This window comes from Ilumatobacter coccineus YM16-304 (genome assembly GCF_000348785.1).
GTDB lineage: Bacteria > Actinomycetota > Acidimicrobiia > Acidimicrobiales > Ilumatobacteraceae > Ilumatobacter_A > Ilumatobacter_A coccineus.
Genome location: NC_020520.1, coordinates 1,246,484 through 1,263,253 on the forward strand (window position 1 = coordinate 1,246,484; position 16,770 = coordinate 1,263,253).

Genomic DNA, 16,770 nt, shown 5'->3' on the forward strand with positions numbered 1-16,770 from the left:
CCTGAGAGGATGACGTCGGCTGAACTGATCAAACGAGCTCCCAAGGCGCTCCTCCACGACCACCTCGACGGTGGGCTCCGCCCCGAGACGGTCGTCGAGCTGGCCGCCGAATACGGCTACGACGGTCTGCCGACCACCGATGTGACCGAGCTCGGGCAGTGGTTCAACAAGGGCGCGAAGCGCAACGATCTCGTGCTCTACCTCGAGACGTTCGCCCACACCGGGGCCGTCATGCAGCACCGCGACGCGATCGAGCGGGTCGCCTACGAGTGTGCGCAAGACCTCGCGGCCGATGGTGTGGTCTACGCCGAGATCCGGTTCGCTCCTGAACTGCATCTCGAAGCGGGGCTCACGCTCGACGAGGTCGTCGAAACGGTCACGGCAGGATTTCGCCGCGGTTCGGAGGGCACCGACCTCACGATCTACGGCATCCTGAGCGCGATGCGTCAGGCGGCGCGCAGCTTCGAGATCGCCGAGCTGGCGATCCGCCATCGTGACAAGGGCGTCGTCGGGTTCGACATCGCCGGTCCCGAGGCCGGTTTCCCGCCCACCCGCCACCTCGACGCGTTCCAGTTGGTCAACCGGGAGAACTTCCATGCCACGATCCACGCCGGGGAAGCCTTCGGGCTGCCGTCGATCTGGGAAGCGGTGCAGTTCTGTGGCGCCGAGCGGCTCGGGCACGGCGTCCGCCTGATCGACGACATCACGGTCGACGACGACGGTGAAGCCACGCTCGGCCAGCTCGCCACCTACATCCGTGACCGCCGCATCCCGCTCGAGGTGTGCCCGACCTCCAACGTCAACACCGGGGTCGCGCCCACCATCGCCGAGCACCCGATCGGGCTGCTGCGCCGGCTCCGATTCCGCGTCACGCTCAACACCGACAACCGCCTCATGAGCGACACGTCGATGACCAATGAGATGGTCGAGTGCTGCGAGGCGTTCGGCTGGGGACTCGACGACCTCCAGTGGCTCACCGTCAACGCCGTCAAGTCGGCGTTCGCCCCGTTCCCCGAACGCATCAAGATCATCGACGGCATCGTCAAGCCGCGTTACGCGATGCTCAAGGCCGAGCAGCAACTCGGCGTCTGAGAGACTGCTGCCATGACCGTTCACACCGTTGTCGTCGACCATCCGCTGGTGCTCGACGCGCTGGCGACCATTCGCAACGTCGACACCCCGAACGCGCTGTTCCGCCAGAACCTCGAGCGCATCGGCATGCTGCTCATCGCCGAGGCGACGCAGTCGCTGCCCACCGTCGTCGGTGTGGTCACCACGCCGCTCACCGAGACCTCGGCGACGCGCCTCGCCGTGCAACCGATCATCGTGCCGATCCTGCGCGCCGGGCTCGGATTCCTCGCTCCGGCACAGCAGTTGCTGCCGAACGCCGACGTCGGCTTCATCGGCATCGCTCGCAACGAGGAGACGCATCAGCCCGAGCCGTACGTCAACAAGCTGCCCGACACCATGGCCGGCCGCCCCGTCATCGTGGTCGATCCGATGCTCGCCACCGGTGGGTCGTTGATCCACACGCTCGAGTTGCTCATCGAGAGCGGCGCCGAGCAGCCGTTGACCGTCGTGTGTGCGTTGTGTGCGCCCGAGGGCATCGAGGCCGTCGAGCAGTCGGGTATCGACGTGGTGCTCTACACGGCGTCGATCGACGATCACCTCAACGAGAACGCGTACATCGTCCCCGGCCTCGGCGACGCAGGCGACCGCCAGTTCTGATCCGGAGCCCGCTCAGCCGTCGACGCTGACCGTGGCGACCATGTCGGGGTGCAGCGTGCAGAACAGGCTGTAGACGCCGGGTTCGTCGAAGGTGAGCTCGAAGTTCGTGCCCGGTGACAGCAGCCCCGAGTCGAACGAGTCGAGCTGAGGATCTTCGAACGTGCCGGCGCTCACGGTGTGTGGCACCGCATCGACGTTGTTGAAGAACAGCGACTGTCCGACCGTGAGTTCGAGTTCGCCCGAGTAGGCGAAGTCGCTGATGAGCGACTGCTCCGCGCCGTCGGGGAAGTCGGAACCTCGCACCTGGCGGGTTTCGCGGATCGCGGTCGGGTCGCTGATCGGGGCCACCGTGGAGTTCCACATCGAGAACACACCGAGATCGTTGTCGTGCGCCGGGTCGACCCAGGCGTGGATCATCCAGCCGAGCGAGGCGCTGAAGTTGCCGCCCGCCGCGTCGCATTCCGACTTGGGCAGGAACGAGTCGCGCCCCTCGGCGGCGCCGCGGCAGAGGTTGTAGTGGATGTGCCAGTTGTCGAGCGGACCCGCGAAGGTCTCGGGGTGCTCGTTGCCGATGACCTGGGGCGGGATGATGAACGACGTGCCGATGAGCTGCATCGGTTCGCCGTCCCACACGCCGTCGCGGCACTGTCCGACCGGTCCGTCGGGCACCGTGTCGTCGGCGAGGGCGTAGAGCAGGATCTCGGGCTTCGACGGATCGAAACCGTCGACGATCCAGTCGACCTTGTAGAGGTGGGTGCCCATGTTGGCGGTCTGGATGCGGTCGGAGACGAACCCCTCGGCGCAGGCGGTGTCGATGTCGGCGTGGGCGACGGCGAACGCACTCAACTCGTCGAGTTGGCTCACCAGTTCGGCGAGCTCGGCGGCGTCCATCTGGAGTTCGTCGGGGATGTCGGCACCGGACTCGTGCAGTTCCTTGAGTTCGAGGTACGAGCACGGCAGCTCCACGTCTTGGCAGCGCACGGTGTCGTCGAGCGGACCCTCGACGAGCGTGGGGACGACGCCGAACGAGTTCTCGCGGAACACGTAGCGGGAGTAGCCGGGCGCACCGCCGGCGGCGAACGTCAGCCCCTCGGGGAACTGCGCGTCGGCTCCCGCCTGGTCGAAGGCGGCGGCCTGCTCGATGTAGGCGTTGATCTGCTCGAGCGTCTTCGCCTCCGACGGGTCGATCGTCGTCGTGGTCTCGACGATGGTCGTGTCGGGCGCATCGGTGACCGGCGGCGGGGCGTCGGTGGTGGGCGAAGCGGGCGCACTCGTCGGCACGGCGGTGGCCGGAGCGGTCTCGGCCGTGGTCTCGGTGGTGGCGTCGTCGGAGCCTGCGCAGGCTGCTGCGACGAGCGCGCCCACGACCAGAACGGCCGCTGTTCGTTTGCCCATGGTGTGGATCCCCCAGATCAGCACGTGTCGTGCGTCTCCGACGATAGCCGCGATCGTCGATCTGAGGTTCCGGCAGGCAGGGCGTCGATAGCCTCCACCGCATGGAGTTGACCGTTCTCGGAGCCACCGTTCGTCACGCGATCGATCACGTCGAGGTGTTCCCCGCGCCCGACGGGATCTCGACGGTGACGTTCACCAACGACGAGCTCAACTCGATGTGCCCCGTCACCGAGCAACCCGACCTGTCGACGGTCGTCATCGAATACACACCCGACGAGTGGTGCATCGAGTCGAAGAGCCTCAAGCTCTACCTGTGGGGGTTCCGTGACCGCGCCGTGTTCGCCGAAGCGCTGGCGGCCGAGATCGCCGGCGAAGTCATGAACACGGCGAAGCCGACCGAGGTCACCGTCACGCTCACGCAGCGCCCACGCGGCGGCATCGAAGTGCGCGCCGTCAGCCACCTCACCCGCTGAGCCCACACGCCGAGAGCGCACTCCCGGCGGCCTCGCCGCCTCAGGCGTAGGCCGGGCGGATGACGTCGGCGACGAGGGCCCGTCGCTGCTCGATCGGAGCAAACGACGCCATCGCCGCGTTCTCGGCGATCTGGCACATCTCGGCTCGCGTGAGATCGTGCGCAGTCGCGACCACGGCGAGTTCGCTCGACGGCATCACACCGCTCATCAAGCGGTTGTCGGTGTTGATCCCGACGTTGAACCCGGCTCGCAGCATCGGCACCAGCGGGTGCGCGTCGATCGACTCGACCGCGCCCACGTGCACGTGGCAGGTCGGCGCCATCTCGAGGTGGATCTGCCGGTCGAGCACATGGCGAGCGAGATGGCCCATCGTGCCCGCCGAGAAGTCGATGTCGGCCTGCAGGCGGACTCCGTGGCCGATGCGGTGAGCGCCGTGTTCGAGCGCGTTGGCGATCAGCTCGAGATCGGGCGGCTCGCTGGCATGGATCGTGATGTTCTGCTGCGTGCGCCGGGCGAACGCCAGTGCTTCAGCGTGCAGCGACGGTGGGAACCCGGTTTCGGCACCGGCGAGATCGAAGGCGACGACCTTGTCGTCCCAGTCGCGCATCCGGTCGACGAGCTGAGCGATCTCGAGCGACCGGTGTTCGGTCCGCATGGCGCACAGGATCGCGTTGACCGTGATCGTGTTGCCGGCGTCGGCCGCGGCGAGTTCGCCGCGTCGGAATCCGGCGGTGACCGCCGAGACCACATCGGTCAGGTCGAGTCCCAGCTGCTGGTGGAGTTCGGGAGCGAACCGCACCTCGGCGTACACGACCCCGTCGGCGGCGAGGTCGACGGCAGCCTCGGCGGCCACCCGTTCGATTGCATCGACCTGTTGCATCACTGCGAGCGTGTGCTCGAACGTGGCCAGGTACTGCATGAGGTCGTTGGAGTCGACCGCGTCGGTGATGATCTGTTGCAACTCGTCGACGTCGGTCGACGGCAGCATCCACCCGATCTCACCCGCGAGCTCGACGAGCGTGGACGGCCGCAGACCTCCGTCGAGGTGGTCGTGCAGCAGCACCTTCGGGAGGGCGATGGCCACAGCTGGGGTCACGCGCCGCCCTTGCGGTAGATCTGGCCGTCGGCGGCGGGCATCCGCAGGTTCTGGCTCATGAACAACAGCACGAGGAGCACCGTGGCGTACGGCATCGTGTTGGGCAACCAGTTGGGTGCCCGATCGGTCATGAGCCACCAGATCAACGTGCCGCTCGCCAGCACACCGGCGATGATCGCGTCGGTCCGCTTCTGCTGCTTGATCGACCAGGCCAGCATGCCGAACAGCGCGATGGCGATGACGAGCAGCAGCGAGTGCGTGCCGAGGCCTTCGGAGTCGCGCAACGCGAGCACGAACGGATAGCCGAACAGGAGCGAGCCGACCGCGAGGCCGGCCGGACGCCAGTTGCCGAAGATCAGGGCAGCGAGGCCGATGAAGCCGCGCCCCTGTGTCTGTCCTTCGCGGAACACGTTGGAGAGCTCCATGGCGATGAAGCCGCCGGCGAGGCCGGCCATGGCGCCGCTGATGATGACACCGATGTACTTGTGCTTGTAGATGTCGACGCCGAGGCTCTCACCGGCTTCGGGACGCTCACCGCAGATGCGGATACGCAGACCGATGCGTGTGCGCCACAGCATCCAACCGCTCAGCGGGACGAGTGCGAACGCGATCACCGTGTACAGCGACAGTTGGGTGACGAAGCCTTCGAGCACTCCGGCGAGGTCGGAGATGAAGAAGATGTCGGCGTCGTCGATGTTGGCGAGCAGTCCGTCGTTTCCCGACAGCACCGGGACGTTGATCTTCGGCAGACCGCCGGCGCGAGGCGACTGGGTGATCGAGCCACCCTGCCAGTCGCTGAACACCTGGTCGGACATGAACCGGGCCATACCGGGCGCCAGGATGTTGATCGCCACACCGGAGATGATGTGATCGACGCCGAAGCTCACGGTGGCGACCGCATGGAGGAGTCCACCGAGGGCGCCACCGGCGGCGGCGCACAGAATGCCGGCCCACGGCGACCCGAAGTTGACCGTGCCCCACGCACCGAACCAGGTGCCGAGGACCATCATTCCTTCGAGGCCGATGTTGACGATGCCGGCACGCTCGGAGAACAGGCCGCCGAGGCCGGCGAGCAGGATCGGCACCGCGAAGCGGAGCATGGCGCCCGAGGTGCCCGGGTCGGTCAGGACGGTCGTGTCGTCGCCGCCGAAGGTCTGGACGGTGGAGAGCAGCAGCACACCGAAGGCCGCCAAAATCATCCAGCGGAACGCAGCGGGGAGGGCGACGTACTTGGCGAGCAGCGTCGACTTCGTCGGCTCGGGCGTGTCGCTCGCCGACGGAGTGGTGAGCACGTCGGTCATGATTCGCCTCCTGCCATCGCCGCGACGGTGGGCATTCGTTCGGTCGCCTCGGCGGCCGACTGCGCTTCGTCACGTTCCTTGATCCGGCGGACGACCTCGTAGGCGACCACGGCGCTGAGCACGATGATGCCCTTCATGATCTCGACGATCTCGGGTGTGGCGTTGCCGGTGATCTGCAAGATGCCCGACGACGAGTTGAGGAAGCCGAACAGCAGCGCTCCGACGGCGATCCCGGCAGGGTTGTTGCGTCCGAGCAGGGCGACCGCGATGCCGTTGAAGCCCAGCCCCTGGATGAAGCTCTGGTCGTACTTGAAGCGTTCGCTGAGGACCTCGACCATGCCGACGAGTCCGGCGATCGCACCCGACAGCAGCATGGCGTACATGACCATGCGCTTGGGCGGCACACCACCGGCGCGAGCCGCGAGCGGGTTGAATCCGCTGGCACGGAAGTCGTAGCCCACGCGCGTGCGGTTGATGAACAGGTGATAGCCGACGCCGACGATGGCGGCGATGAGCAACACGCCGGTCAGTTCGCGGCCCTTGCTCACGTCACGGGTGAAGATCTCAAGGATGCCGTTGAGGTTCGGGAGGTGGCCCGACTCGTCGATCGGGGTCGTGCCCGAGTTGGTGGCTCCGGTGTCGTCGGCCCATTCGCGGATCAGCCAGGCGATGATGCCACCGACCGCGATGAAGTTGAGCATGATCGTCGAGATGACCTCGTTGATCCCGCGGCTGACCTTGAGCGCACCGGCCAGCCCGGCCCAGGCCGATCCGACGAACATGCCGACGAACAAGATGAGTGCGACGTGGAGCGGTGCCGGAAGCCCGGCGAAGTAGCCGCCCGCTGCCGCAGCGAAGAACGAAGCCAGCAGGTACTGACCCTCGACGCCGATGTTGAACAGGTTCATCCGGAAGCCGATCGCCGCGGCGATACCGGAGATGTAGAGCGGGGTCGCCGAGTTGAGGATGTCGACGAAGGTCTCGAGACGGCTCGCGTTCTCGAGCATGTCGAAGTACGCGGCGAACGGGTTGTTTCCGGAGACGACCAGGACGATCGACGACAGCAACACGGCGAAGAACACCGCCGCCACCGGCGCTCCGATCGACAGCAGAATTCGGCGAAGTCGTGGATTGTTCATGATGTGGCTCTTCTGGTCGTCGTCGGCAGGGACAGGGTGTTCATGCGTCGGCTCCTTCGCTGTGCGAGCCGGTCATGTGGGCGCCGAGGTCACGGGGCGTGACGTCGTTGGGGTCGAGGGTGGCGACGAGGCGACCGCGGAACATCACCACGATCGTGTCGGACAGGCCGATCAACTCGTCGAGGTCGGCGGAGATGAGCAGCGTGGCGAGGCCGGCGGCTCGGGCGTTGCGGAGGTGTTCCCACACCGCCGCTTGTGCGCCGACGTCGATACCTCGGGTCGGATGCGAGGCGATGAGCAACCTCGGATCGGACATGATCTCGCGTCCGAGGATCAGCTTCTGCTGGTTGCCGCCCGACAGCGCATGGGCCGACACGTCGACGTTTGGCGTGCGCACGTCGTAGATCTCGCGGATGCGTTCGGTGTTCGATCGTGAACCCTCCCGGTCGATCCAGATCCCCTTCGCGTACGGCGGCTGCGTCTGGTGGCCGAGCGCGGCGTTCTCCCACAGCGGGGCGTTGAGGAGGAGTCCCTCGGAGTGTCGGTCTTGCGGCACGTACGCCACCCCGGCTTCGCGGCGCTCGCGGACCGACCAGTCGTCGATGCGCTCGCCACCGAGCGACACCGTTCCACGGGCCGGTTCGAGCATGCCCATGATCGCCGACACGAGTTCGTGTTGGCCGTTGCCTTCGACACCGGCGATGCCGACGATCTCGCCGCGGCGGATGTCGAGCGACACGTTGTCGACGACCGGGCGTTCGTCGGCATCGAGCACCGTGACGTCGCTGACCGACAGCATGACCTCGTCGGTGACGGTCGAGTCGGTGGTGTCGGGGGTGGGGAGTTCGGAGCCGACCATCAGTTCGGCGAGATCGCCGGCGGTGACGTCGTTCGGGTCGACCGTGGCGATGGTGCGACCCTGGCGCAGCACGGTGATCGAGTCGGCGATCTCGAGGACTTCGTCGAGCTTGTGGTCGATGAAGAGGATCGTGGCGCCGTTGGCCTTGAGCTCGCGCATGTTGCGGAACAGTTCTTCGACCTCCTGTGGCACGAGCACGGCGGTCGGTTCGTCGAGGATCAGGATCTCGGCACCGCGGAACAGCACCTTGATGATCTCGACGCGCTGGCGCTCGCCGACCTCGAGGGTCTCGACCAGGTCGTCGGGGTCGATGGTGAGGCCGTACGCCTCGCCGACCTCGTCGAAGTGCGAGCGGGCTTCCTTGAAGTCGATGACGCCGCCCGACTTGACCGGCTCGGAGCCGAGGATGACGTTCTCGAGCACCGTGAGCTGTTCGGCGAGCATGAAGTGCTGGTGCACCATGCCGATGCCCAGTTCGATCGCCTCGCTCGGCGAATCGAGGTGGACTTCCTTGCCGTCGACGAGCATGCGGCCCTCGTCGGGCGCCTGCATGCCGTACAGCATCTTCATCAACGTCGACTTGCCGGCGCCGTTCTCGCCGCAGATGGCGTGGATCTCTCCACGCTCGACGGTGAGGTTGACGTTGTCGTTGGCGATGACGCCGGGAAAGCGCTTGGTGATTCCGATCAGCTCGATGGCTGCACTCACGTGGTGGGCTCCGTTACTCGATGAGAACTCGACAGAAAACGACGAGAGCGGGACCGGAGGACCGGCCCCGCTCTCAACGGACAGTAGTGAATCTTCGGACCTTGGTGTTACTCGATGAGGCCCGGACTCACCGTGTGCGGGTGATCAGGCTTCGGGCGTCGTCGGGACGACGATGTCGCCGGCGACGATCTGTGCCTTGAAGTCTTCGAGCTGATCGACGATGTCGTCGATGAAGCCACCCGTGGTCGAGTAGCCGACGCCGTCGAGCGAGAGGTCGTACACCACGTTGCCAGCGGCGAACTCGCCCTTGGCCTGGGTGTTGACGATCTCGAACACTGCGGTGTCGACACGCTTGATCATGGACGTGAGGACGTATTCCTGCACGGCCGCGTCAACGGTGTTGTACTGATCGGAGTCGACGCCGATGCCCCAGACCTTCGAGCCACTGGCTTCGGAGGCTTCCTTGGCGGCTTCGAACAGACCGGCACCCGAACCACCAGCTGCGTGGTAGATGATGTCGGCGCCACCGTCGTAGAACGACAGGGCGATCTCCTTGGCACGGTCAGGTGCGAAGAAGCCGTCGAAGTCAGGAGCTTCGGTGATGTACTGGCTCTGGATGACGATGTCGGGGTTGACGGCCTTGGCGCCAGCCTCGAAACCTGCTTCGAACTTCTCGATGAGACCGAAGCCAGCAACGCCACCGATGAAGCCGATGTTGCCGCTCTCGCTCTTGAGTGCCGCAGCGGCACCCACGAGGAACGAACCCTGCTCTTCAGCGAAGGTCAGGCCTGCGCAGTTGTCACAGCGGGGAACGCCACCGTTGTCGAAGTCGAGCATCGCATCGTCGATGACGGCGAAGTTGACGTCGGGGTTGTCGGCAGCAGCGGCGACGGTGTCGTCCGCGAACAGGAAGCCGACGCCGATGACGAGGTCGTTCGAGTCGGCCTGGAGCTGCAGGAGCTCCGGACGGTCGGAGCCGTCGGCGTTCGGGACGAGCTCGGAAGCGGTGATGCCGATCTCGGCGGCCGCACGCTCGATGCCTTCGGCAGCCGAGTCGTTGAACGACTGGTCGCCGCGGCCACCGATGTCGTAGGTGAGGCCGACGCCGAAGTCGCCCGAGGCGACTTCTTCGCTCGGCTCTTCTTCCATCGCTTCTTCTTCGGCGGGTGCTTCTTCAGCAGGCGCTTCGTCTTCGGTTTCGGCGGGCTCGTCTGCCGGCTCGTCGTCGCTGCCACAGGCTGCGAATCCGAGAGCGGCGACAACACCGAATGCAAGCAGGTTCTTGCTCTTGTTCATGTTCTCCCCTTCAGAGTTGTGCTCCGGTTTGCACCGGATGTTCACGTGAACCCACAAAGCTACCCGCTGGTAAGTGAGCTGTGGGGCGCGATGTGACCATCGTCGACCGGCGGAGAGCGTGGGCGAGGTACGAAAATGGTGCCGGTTTCGCTGACACGAGATGCCCCGCCGAGCGACGATGCCGTCGCTCGGCGCTCACCGACTCCTATCGTGGTCCCGGATGGCTTCGTCGTCACGCCCCCCAACGCGCCGCAAACCCGTGAGCCAGCAACGGTTCTGGGTGCGCCGACTCGGCGCGCTCGGCGTGGTCGGGATCGTCTGCTACGCGCTCGTCCAGGCGATCGCATCGTCGTTCGGCGGCGACGACGAGCGTCTGGTCGTCGGAGCTCCCGAGCCCGCTGGCGTGGTCACCTGCACCGACGGTGACGCCGACTGTTCACCGATCGGTGACGAGGCCGAAACGTTGGCGGCGGGTTCGACCGTCGTCGACCCCTTCGACGACGCGGTCGATCCGGTCGCGACCTCGACGACCACGACCACCGAGCCGCAACCGGAGAACACCGGCCCGCCCGCCCCCGACAACAAGGCGAAGGTCTACATCGTCGGCGACTCCGACGCCGGCACGTTCGGCCCGTATCTCGAGAAGTTGCTCGACGGCACGCTCATCGTCGACACCGAACTCAACTACGTCGTGTCGTCGGGCCTCGCTCGCCCCGACTTCTTCAACTGGCCGAACGAACTCACCGCCAAGGTGCCCGAGGTCGATCCCGACATCATCGTCGTCACGTTCGGCGGCAACGATTCGCAGGGGCTCTCGCTGCCGCAGGACGAGTTGGAGTTCATCATCGGTGACCCGGTGACGAACGAGGCCGAGTGGTCGGAGGAGTACCAGCGCCGTGCCGGCGAGGTGATGGACATCCTGCTCGAGCAGACCGAGCACGTGATCTGGGTGGGTATCCCGAACGACGACAGCCCGGAGGTGACCGAACGCCTGGCGATCCAGGACCGCGCAGCCAAGGCGGCTGCCGCGGATCGCCCCGACGTCGTGTTCGTCGACACGTGGAAGCGGTTCTCGGGTCGGGATGGCGGCTGGGCCGAGTTCGTCGTCGACCCGCGGGACAACGTCGGCAAAGACGTGCGGGCCGACGACGGCTTCCATCTCAACACCAACGGCGCCGAGATCCTCGCCATCGACATCGCCGTCGAGGTGCAGGAAGCACTGCGCGAGCTCGGCGCCAACATCTGACGCGCCGTTCTTCTCTGCGCTGAACTTCGACGCGTTCGCGCTCAGCTGGTCACTGTGACTTGCCGCGTGCTCTGATCGCTTCGCGTCGGGCGGCGACCTTCGCCGGGTCGAACTGTGCTCGGCTCCAGGCGCGGCCGTCACGAGCCTCGGTTTCCCAACCGTCGTCGTTCTTGGCGATCGAGGCGTAGGTCTCGCGGATCTGGCGCACGCCATCTTGCTCGTTGCCGATGATGTCGGCGGCGATCTGGCGGGTGAACGGGATCAGGTCGTCGTGGGCCACGACGTGGTTGACGAGGCCGAATCGCAGGGCTTCGTCGGCGTCCATGAAGTTGCCGGTGAAGCTCATCTCTCGGGCGCGACGGATGCCGATCGCCTCGGGCAGCAGCACGGTGAGCCCCCAACCGGGCATGACCCCCACACGCGAGTGGGTGTCGCCGAACTTAGCGCGTTCGCTGGCGATCAGGAAGTCACAGTTGAGTGCGAGTTCGAACCCACCGGTGATGGCGACACCGTTGATCGCACCGATCAGCGGCTTGGTGAGTTTCGGGAACGGGCCGCGCGAGCCGTCGCCCCCGTCGTTGCCGGCGCCGAGGTTGCCGCCGGTCGAGCCCAGTTCTTTCAGATCGAGGCCCGCGGTGAACGCCGGATCGGCGCCGGTGAGGATGATGACGTCGACGTCGTCGTTTCGCTCGGCGGCGTTCATGTGCTCGGGGATCAGTCGGAGCACCTCGCTCGACAGGGCGTTGCGCGCCTCGGGTCGATTGATCGTGATGGTCGCGATTCGGTCGGACACGTCGAGCAGGACCACGTCTTCAGCCATCGGCCCAGTCTGGCCGAGTCGGTCGGGCGCGCTCGCACTGCGCCTCGACCGCGAGCCGGATGAAGCCAAACGTCGGAGGTGACCGACCATGCTGGAGCGGTGATCGATGACGTCGCCGTGACCACGGGCCCCGCCGCTCGGTCGGTCGACGTTGCCGGCGGATCGTGGTTGCCGATGGTTGCCGGTGGCGCGATCGCTGGGGCGTCGATCGTCGGGCTCGATCCGGATGGTTGGTACCCGTTCTCGGTCGCGAAGTGGTGGCTCGTCGTGGTCGCCGTGCTCGGCGTCGCCAGCGCAGTCGCCTGGTCGGGGGGAGCGCGTGCGTCGTGTGCTGGGTTCGGTCGGATGCACGGTGCGCTGCTGGTGCTCGTGAGCGTGACGACGGTGTCGGGGTTCGCTGCGCTCGACGGTCGAACCGCGTGGATCGGCACGCCGATTCGGCACCTCGGCGTCGCCGCATGGTGGCTGTTCGCCGTCGCATTGTGCGTCGGGTCGGCGGTCGCTCGACACCGAGGCGACGCTCGACAGGTCCAGTGGGGTGTGGTGCTCGCCGGGGCGGTGCTCGCCGCGTACGCGATGTGGGAGTTGGTGTTCGGGCGGCCCATCGACATCGACGTCTCGTCCGACCGTCTCGGCGGCACGTACGGCTCACCCGCGTATCTCGGCGCGGCGTGCTGCGTGCTCGTCCCGGTGGCGATCGGTCTGGCGGCCGATCGCGAGCTGTCGCCGACACGACGGGGAGTCGCCTCCGCCGTCGGTGTCGGTCTGGTGTTCGCCACCGTCGGTTCGGGGAGCCGAGCCGCGTTCGTCGGGTTGCTCGCGACCGCCGTCGTGGTGGCGGTGGTCCGGCGCGGCACGATCGCTGCCGGTGTTCGGCGCTTCGCCGGTTGGCGGGTGGTCGGCATCGTCGCCGCGGTGGTCGGTGTCGCCGGGGGAGTCGCTGTGGCGGTCGGGCGGGGCGTGTTCGAACGGTCGGCCGGGTTCGGCACACGCTTCGACGAGTGGGGTTTGGCGCTGCGTGCGATCGCCGAGCGACCGCTGCTCGGCGCGGGACCCGAGGGCTACCGGATCGCCGCGTTCGAATTGGTCGACGACGACTACGTCCGCCGGTTCGGTGAACGGGTGATGGTCGACCGTGCGCACAGCGGCGTGCTCGACGTGGCGGTGGCATCGGGGCTCGTCGCAGCGCTGCTCTACGCCGCGCTGATGCTCGCCGTCGGGGTCACGGCCGTGCGGTTGATCGGTCGTGGGGGAGCGAGCGACGTCGGTCTCGGCGCGGGCCTGCTCGCGTTCGCCATCGGTCAGCAGTTCGTGTTCCCCATCGCCGAGATCGACCCCGTGTTCTGGCTGCTGGTCGGTGTCGGCGCGGTGCGGGCCCGTGCGGTGCGGGCCGAGACCGCGGAGGTGGAAGTGGAGGTGACGGTCGTGGTGGATGACGGATCGCCGCTCGTTCCCGAGCCGATGCCCCGTCGCCAGCGCGTGCCGAGCATCGTGATCGCCGTCGTGTTCGGGCTGGGTGCGCTCGCCGCTGCCGTCGTCGGCGTTCGGGAGGTGGCGGCCGATCGACTCGCCCAGCAGGCGGTGACGGCGACAGACCCCGAGGCTGCCCACGATCTCGCCGCTCGGGCCGCCGACCTGGCACCCGTCGACGTTCGGCATCGCCTGCTCGCCGCCCAGGTCTCGGCAGCGCGCGGTTCGCTCGCCGGGGTCGACGACGCACTCGCGGCGATCGAGCGGGCGGTCGAGATCTCGCCACGCGATCCGGCGGTGCGCATCGAGCAGGCGCGAGTGCTCGCCCTGCGTGCCGCGGTGACCGGCACCGACTCCGACCGGTCGGCGGCCCGACGGGCGTGGGCCGACCTCGTCGCCGACGCGCCGTCGTGCGCCCGTTGCCATCGAGGCGCCGGACTCGCGGCGGCAGAACGCGGCGACGTCGACGCCGCCGAAGACTCACTCGTTCGGGCCCGCGAACTCGGCGACCCCGAGGCGACCCGCCTGCTGCCCCAGTTCGAATCGTGATGAGCGGACCGCGAAAAAGTCGGAACGGAACGGGCGTGCTGGGTGTGTACGTGGTGTGTCTGTCACCGAAACGCCGATCAGCGGCGAACTCCCGATCGTGACCGTCGCTGTGGTGCTCGACTTCGACCGGTTCTACGCCGAGGCTCGGCCAGGTCTCGTTCGAGCACTCAGCGCCACGCTCGGGTCTGCCGAAGCGGCCGCCGACGCCACCGACGAAGCGCTCGCACGGGCCTATCAACGGTGGAATCACGTCGGCCGACTCGACAACCCGGCCGGCTGGGTCTATCGAGTCGGGCTCAACCACGCCCGCAACGGCGTTCGCTCGATGTTGCGTCGACGGCAACAGCCACCACACCAGACGACGGCTCCGGCCGCCGACGCGTCGGTCGCCGATCCGGCGATCGCCGCTGCCCTCTCCACCCTCTCGCACGATCACCGAGCGGTGGTCGTGTGCCGATTCCTGCTCGGTTGGTCGGAGCAACAGACCGCCGACGCACTGTCCATTCGGCCCGGCACGGTCAAGAGCCGTCTGAGCCGCGCACTGTCGAAACTCGAGCGTCGCCTCGACCATCTCCGTCCGGAGGACTCATGAACGATCGAACCAACCCCACCGAACGCCGTCTCGAACGGCACCTGCGCCGTGTGGCCGAGACCACGACGGTGCCCGCCTCGTCGGTCGTCGCTGCCAAGCGGCGAGCCCACGAGCGCACCGTCCGTCGTCGTCGCGCCGTTGCCGGCGGTCTCGCCGCTGCCTCGGTGGTCGGCGTCGTCGCCGGTGTCCGCGTGCTCTCCGAGCCGGAGCCGTCGACCATCCAGACCTTCGACACGCCGACGGTCGACACCGACGACTCGACGGCGGCAGCGTCGACGTCGACACCCTCCGCCGCTCCGCTCGCGCCGACGACCACGGTCGTGCCACCCGACGGTCTCGCCTACGTCGACGCGCAACTCGGCGATCCGGCATTCGTCTGGAAGGTCGTCGAGCCCGACAAGGACCGGGCGATCAGCGGGACGTTCGCCGACGGGACGGGCGGCACGTTCCCGGCGCTCGCGCTCTCGACGGCTCCCGGCCGTTCGAACGACTACGACAACATCGAACTCGTCGTGTGGGAGTCCGACGACGGCATCGAGTGGGACCAGACCGATCTGACGTCCCCGTTCCAACAGAACTTCTGGCAACCTCAGTTCGTCGACGGGACGGTCTTCGCCGTGGGCACTGCGCCGGGCGTCGCCGAGAACACCGAGAACCCACTCCTCGTCGGCGTCAGTTCGAGCGACGCGCCGGCTGATGACGCCTGGACGATGGCCGAGCTGCCGATCGACACGAACGAGTACGACTCGTTGCCGATGGCGTGGACCGGCCTCGACATCGGGCGCGTTGCGCTCGGTGACCGGCTGATGGTGTCGGTGACACCCCGGGTCGATGTCGACGTCGACGCGGCGATGCGTGCCAACGGCATGGACACCGAAGCGTCTCGTTTCTGGACGTTGATCGACGGCGGCATCAGCGTGCACGACGCCGCGTGCGTCGATCCGCAGTTCACGCAGACCACGATCCCCGGCGCGGTGCCGACCTCGACGATCGTCGACGCTCCGCCGGTGACCGTCGACGCCGTCCCGGTGACCGTCGACGCCGTCCCGGTGACGACGGTCGTCGACGGGGCGGTGAGCCCAGGCGCCGGCACGGCGGTTCCGTCGGGTGACCCGAGCGAGTGTCCGTCGACGGAGTACACGTACGAGGAGCTCGGAGTGCCGACGGAGACGCTCGACGCGATCGACACACGAGTGACACGGATCTTCACGATCGACGCCGATCTGAACGTCGTCGAGAACGAACTGCCGGCGCCCGGTGTCAGGCTGCAACCCTTCGACCATCAGTCGGCCCGGTTCGTCGACGTGGGTGCCTTCGACCGATACGTCGGCGAGGAGATGCCGGCGTCACTCGAGGTGTACGAGTACGACGGCACGACGTGGAGCACGGTGGCGATCCCCAACGCCAACTGGGCCGGCCCGACCGTCACCCTCGGCGACGTGACGGCCGGGTTCCGGTACGACTGGAACGACGCCACGTTCGCCACGGTCGACGCAGCTGGGGTCACGACCCTGGTCGATGTGCGGCCGCTGCTGCCGAACGACGAGGTGATCGTCAACCCGTTGCAGCCGCTCGTCGACGCCGGCGGACGGCTGGTGACGGCGGTGCAGCAGTACCCGGACGTCATCGCCGAACTCGGTGGCGTCGAGTTCACCGTCGACGGGGTGACCGCTCGCAAGGAACGGGCGACGTCTCGCATCCAGTACTTCGACGAGGCGACGGGCGACCAGATCGGCCTGCCACGGCTGATCACCAATGACTACGACGGCTCGGTGACCGTGCTCGACGAGAACGGTGACGAGATGGCGACCTTCTCCGGTGAGGAGCTGTACCAGCGACTCGACGGGGTCGTGGAGTTCCCCGACTCGCGGGTCAGCTCGGCGTATCAGCTGCTCACGACCGCCGATGGCCGTACGTTCAGCTCCGAGCCGATCGCCGAACTCCTCGGTCTGGCCGACGCCGACATCAGCGGCGTGTCGCGCATCTCCACCGACGGCACGACGGTGGTGGTGGCGGTGACGTTGAACGAGCGGCACCCCGACGACACCCGCAAACAACTCGTCCTCGTCGGTACGCCGCTGACCTGACGACCTCCCCG

General features: G+C 67.3%; 14 protein-coding genes. 7 read left to right on the forward strand and 7 right to left on the reverse strand.

Annotated features, from left to right (window positions below; all coding sequences use genetic code 11):
- The first annotated feature begins 9 nt into the window (after positions 1-9).
- Both YM304_RS05580 and upp read left to right on the forward strand, forming a co-directional pair.
- Entirely contained in the window at positions 10-1,092 is a 1,083-nt protein-coding gene (locus YM304_RS05580; protein ID WP_015440675.1) for an adenosine deaminase, read from the forward strand.
- A gap of 12 nt (positions 1,093-1,104) precedes the next feature.
- Complete coding sequence (gene upp, locus YM304_RS05585) at positions 1,105-1,728, forward strand: uracil phosphoribosyltransferase (protein WP_015440676.1); 624 nt, start codon at positions 1,105-1,107, stop codon at positions 1,726-1,728.
- 12 nt (positions 1,729-1,740) lie between these two features.
- On the opposite strand, the gene YM304_RS22070 is transcribed toward upp, so the two are convergent.
- On the reverse strand, positions 1,741-3,123 hold the full coding sequence (locus YM304_RS22070) for a cupredoxin domain-containing protein (RefSeq protein WP_154723321.1): 1,383 nt from the start codon (positions 3,121-3,123) through the stop codon (positions 1,741-1,743).
- Positions 3,124-3,224: 101 nt separating this feature from the next.
- On the opposite strand from YM304_RS22070, the gene queF reads away from it, so the two are divergent.
- Complete coding sequence (queF, locus tag YM304_RS05595) at positions 3,225-3,596, forward strand: preQ(1) synthase (RefSeq protein WP_015440678.1); 372 nt, start codon at positions 3,225-3,227, stop codon at positions 3,594-3,596.
- 40 nt (positions 3,597-3,636) lie between these two features.
- On the opposite strand, the gene YM304_RS05600 is transcribed toward queF, so the two are convergent.
- From YM304_RS05600 to YM304_RS05620, 5 genes are all read right to left on the reverse strand, one after another.
- Positions 3,637-4,692, reverse strand: a complete 1,056-nt coding sequence (locus YM304_RS05600) for an adenosine deaminase (RefSeq protein ID WP_015440679.1) — start codon at positions 4,690-4,692, stop codon at positions 3,637-3,639.
- Complete coding sequence (locus tag YM304_RS05605) at positions 4,689-5,993, reverse strand: ABC transporter permease (protein ID WP_015440680.1); 1,305 nt, start codon at positions 5,991-5,993, stop codon at positions 4,689-4,691. Before YM304_RS05605 ends, YM304_RS05600 begins: the two co-directional genes overlap by 4 nt.
- A complete protein-coding gene (locus YM304_RS05610; protein WP_015440681.1) occupies positions 5,990-7,132 on the reverse strand; it encodes an ABC transporter permease in 1,143 nt (380 codons plus the stop codon). The genes YM304_RS05605 and YM304_RS05610 overlap by 4 nt, the downstream gene beginning before the upstream one ends.
- 40 nt (positions 7,133-7,172) lie before the next feature.
- Positions 7,173-8,699, reverse strand: a complete 1,527-nt coding sequence (locus YM304_RS05615; RefSeq protein ID WP_015440682.1) for an ABC transporter ATP-binding protein — start codon at positions 8,697-8,699, stop codon at positions 7,173-7,175.
- A 144-nt stretch (positions 8,700-8,843) separates the two neighbouring features.
- Positions 8,844-9,995, reverse strand: coding sequence for a BMP family lipoprotein (locus YM304_RS05620; RefSeq protein WP_015440683.1), 1,152 nt, complete (start codon positions 9,993-9,995; stop codon positions 8,844-8,846).
- A 259-nt stretch (positions 9,996-10,254) separates the two neighbouring features.
- Between YM304_RS05620 and YM304_RS22075 the strand changes: the two genes are divergently transcribed.
- Positions 10,255-11,241 (forward strand): SGNH/GDSL hydrolase family protein, encoded by a 987-nt coding sequence (locus YM304_RS22075; RefSeq protein WP_051071324.1) that lies wholly within the window; start codon positions 10,255-10,257, stop codon positions 11,239-11,241.
- A 49-nt stretch (positions 11,242-11,290) separates the two neighbouring features.
- On the opposite strand, the gene YM304_RS05630 is transcribed toward YM304_RS22075, so the two are convergent.
- Positions 11,291-12,061, reverse strand: a complete 771-nt coding sequence (locus tag YM304_RS05630) for an enoyl-CoA hydratase (protein ID WP_015440685.1) — start codon at positions 12,059-12,061, stop codon at positions 11,291-11,293.
- A 99-nt stretch (positions 12,062-12,160) separates the two neighbouring features.
- Here YM304_RS05630 and YM304_RS05635 point away from each other — a divergent pair, with 99 nt between their 5' ends.
- From YM304_RS05635 to YM304_RS05645, 3 genes are read left to right on the forward strand one after another with little or no spacing between them, the layout of a single operon-like run.
- On the forward strand, positions 12,161-14,080 hold the full coding sequence (locus YM304_RS05635; RefSeq protein ID WP_154723322.1) for an O-antigen ligase family protein: 1,920 nt from the start codon (positions 12,161-12,163) through the stop codon (positions 14,078-14,080).
- Positions 14,081-14,135: 55 nt separating this feature from the next.
- Positions 14,136-14,672: an RNA polymerase sigma factor gene (locus YM304_RS05640; protein ID WP_015440687.1), complete on the forward strand. Its 537-nt coding sequence runs from the start codon at positions 14,136-14,138 to the stop codon at positions 14,670-14,672.
- The gene (locus tag YM304_RS05645) at positions 14,669-16,759 is read left to right on the forward strand and encodes a hypothetical protein (protein WP_015440688.1); all 2,091 of its coding nucleotides are present in this window, start codon (positions 14,669-14,671) and stop codon (positions 16,757-16,759) included. The genes YM304_RS05640 and YM304_RS05645 overlap by 4 nt, the downstream gene beginning before the upstream one ends.
- Positions 16,760-16,770 lie beyond the last annotated feature (11 nt).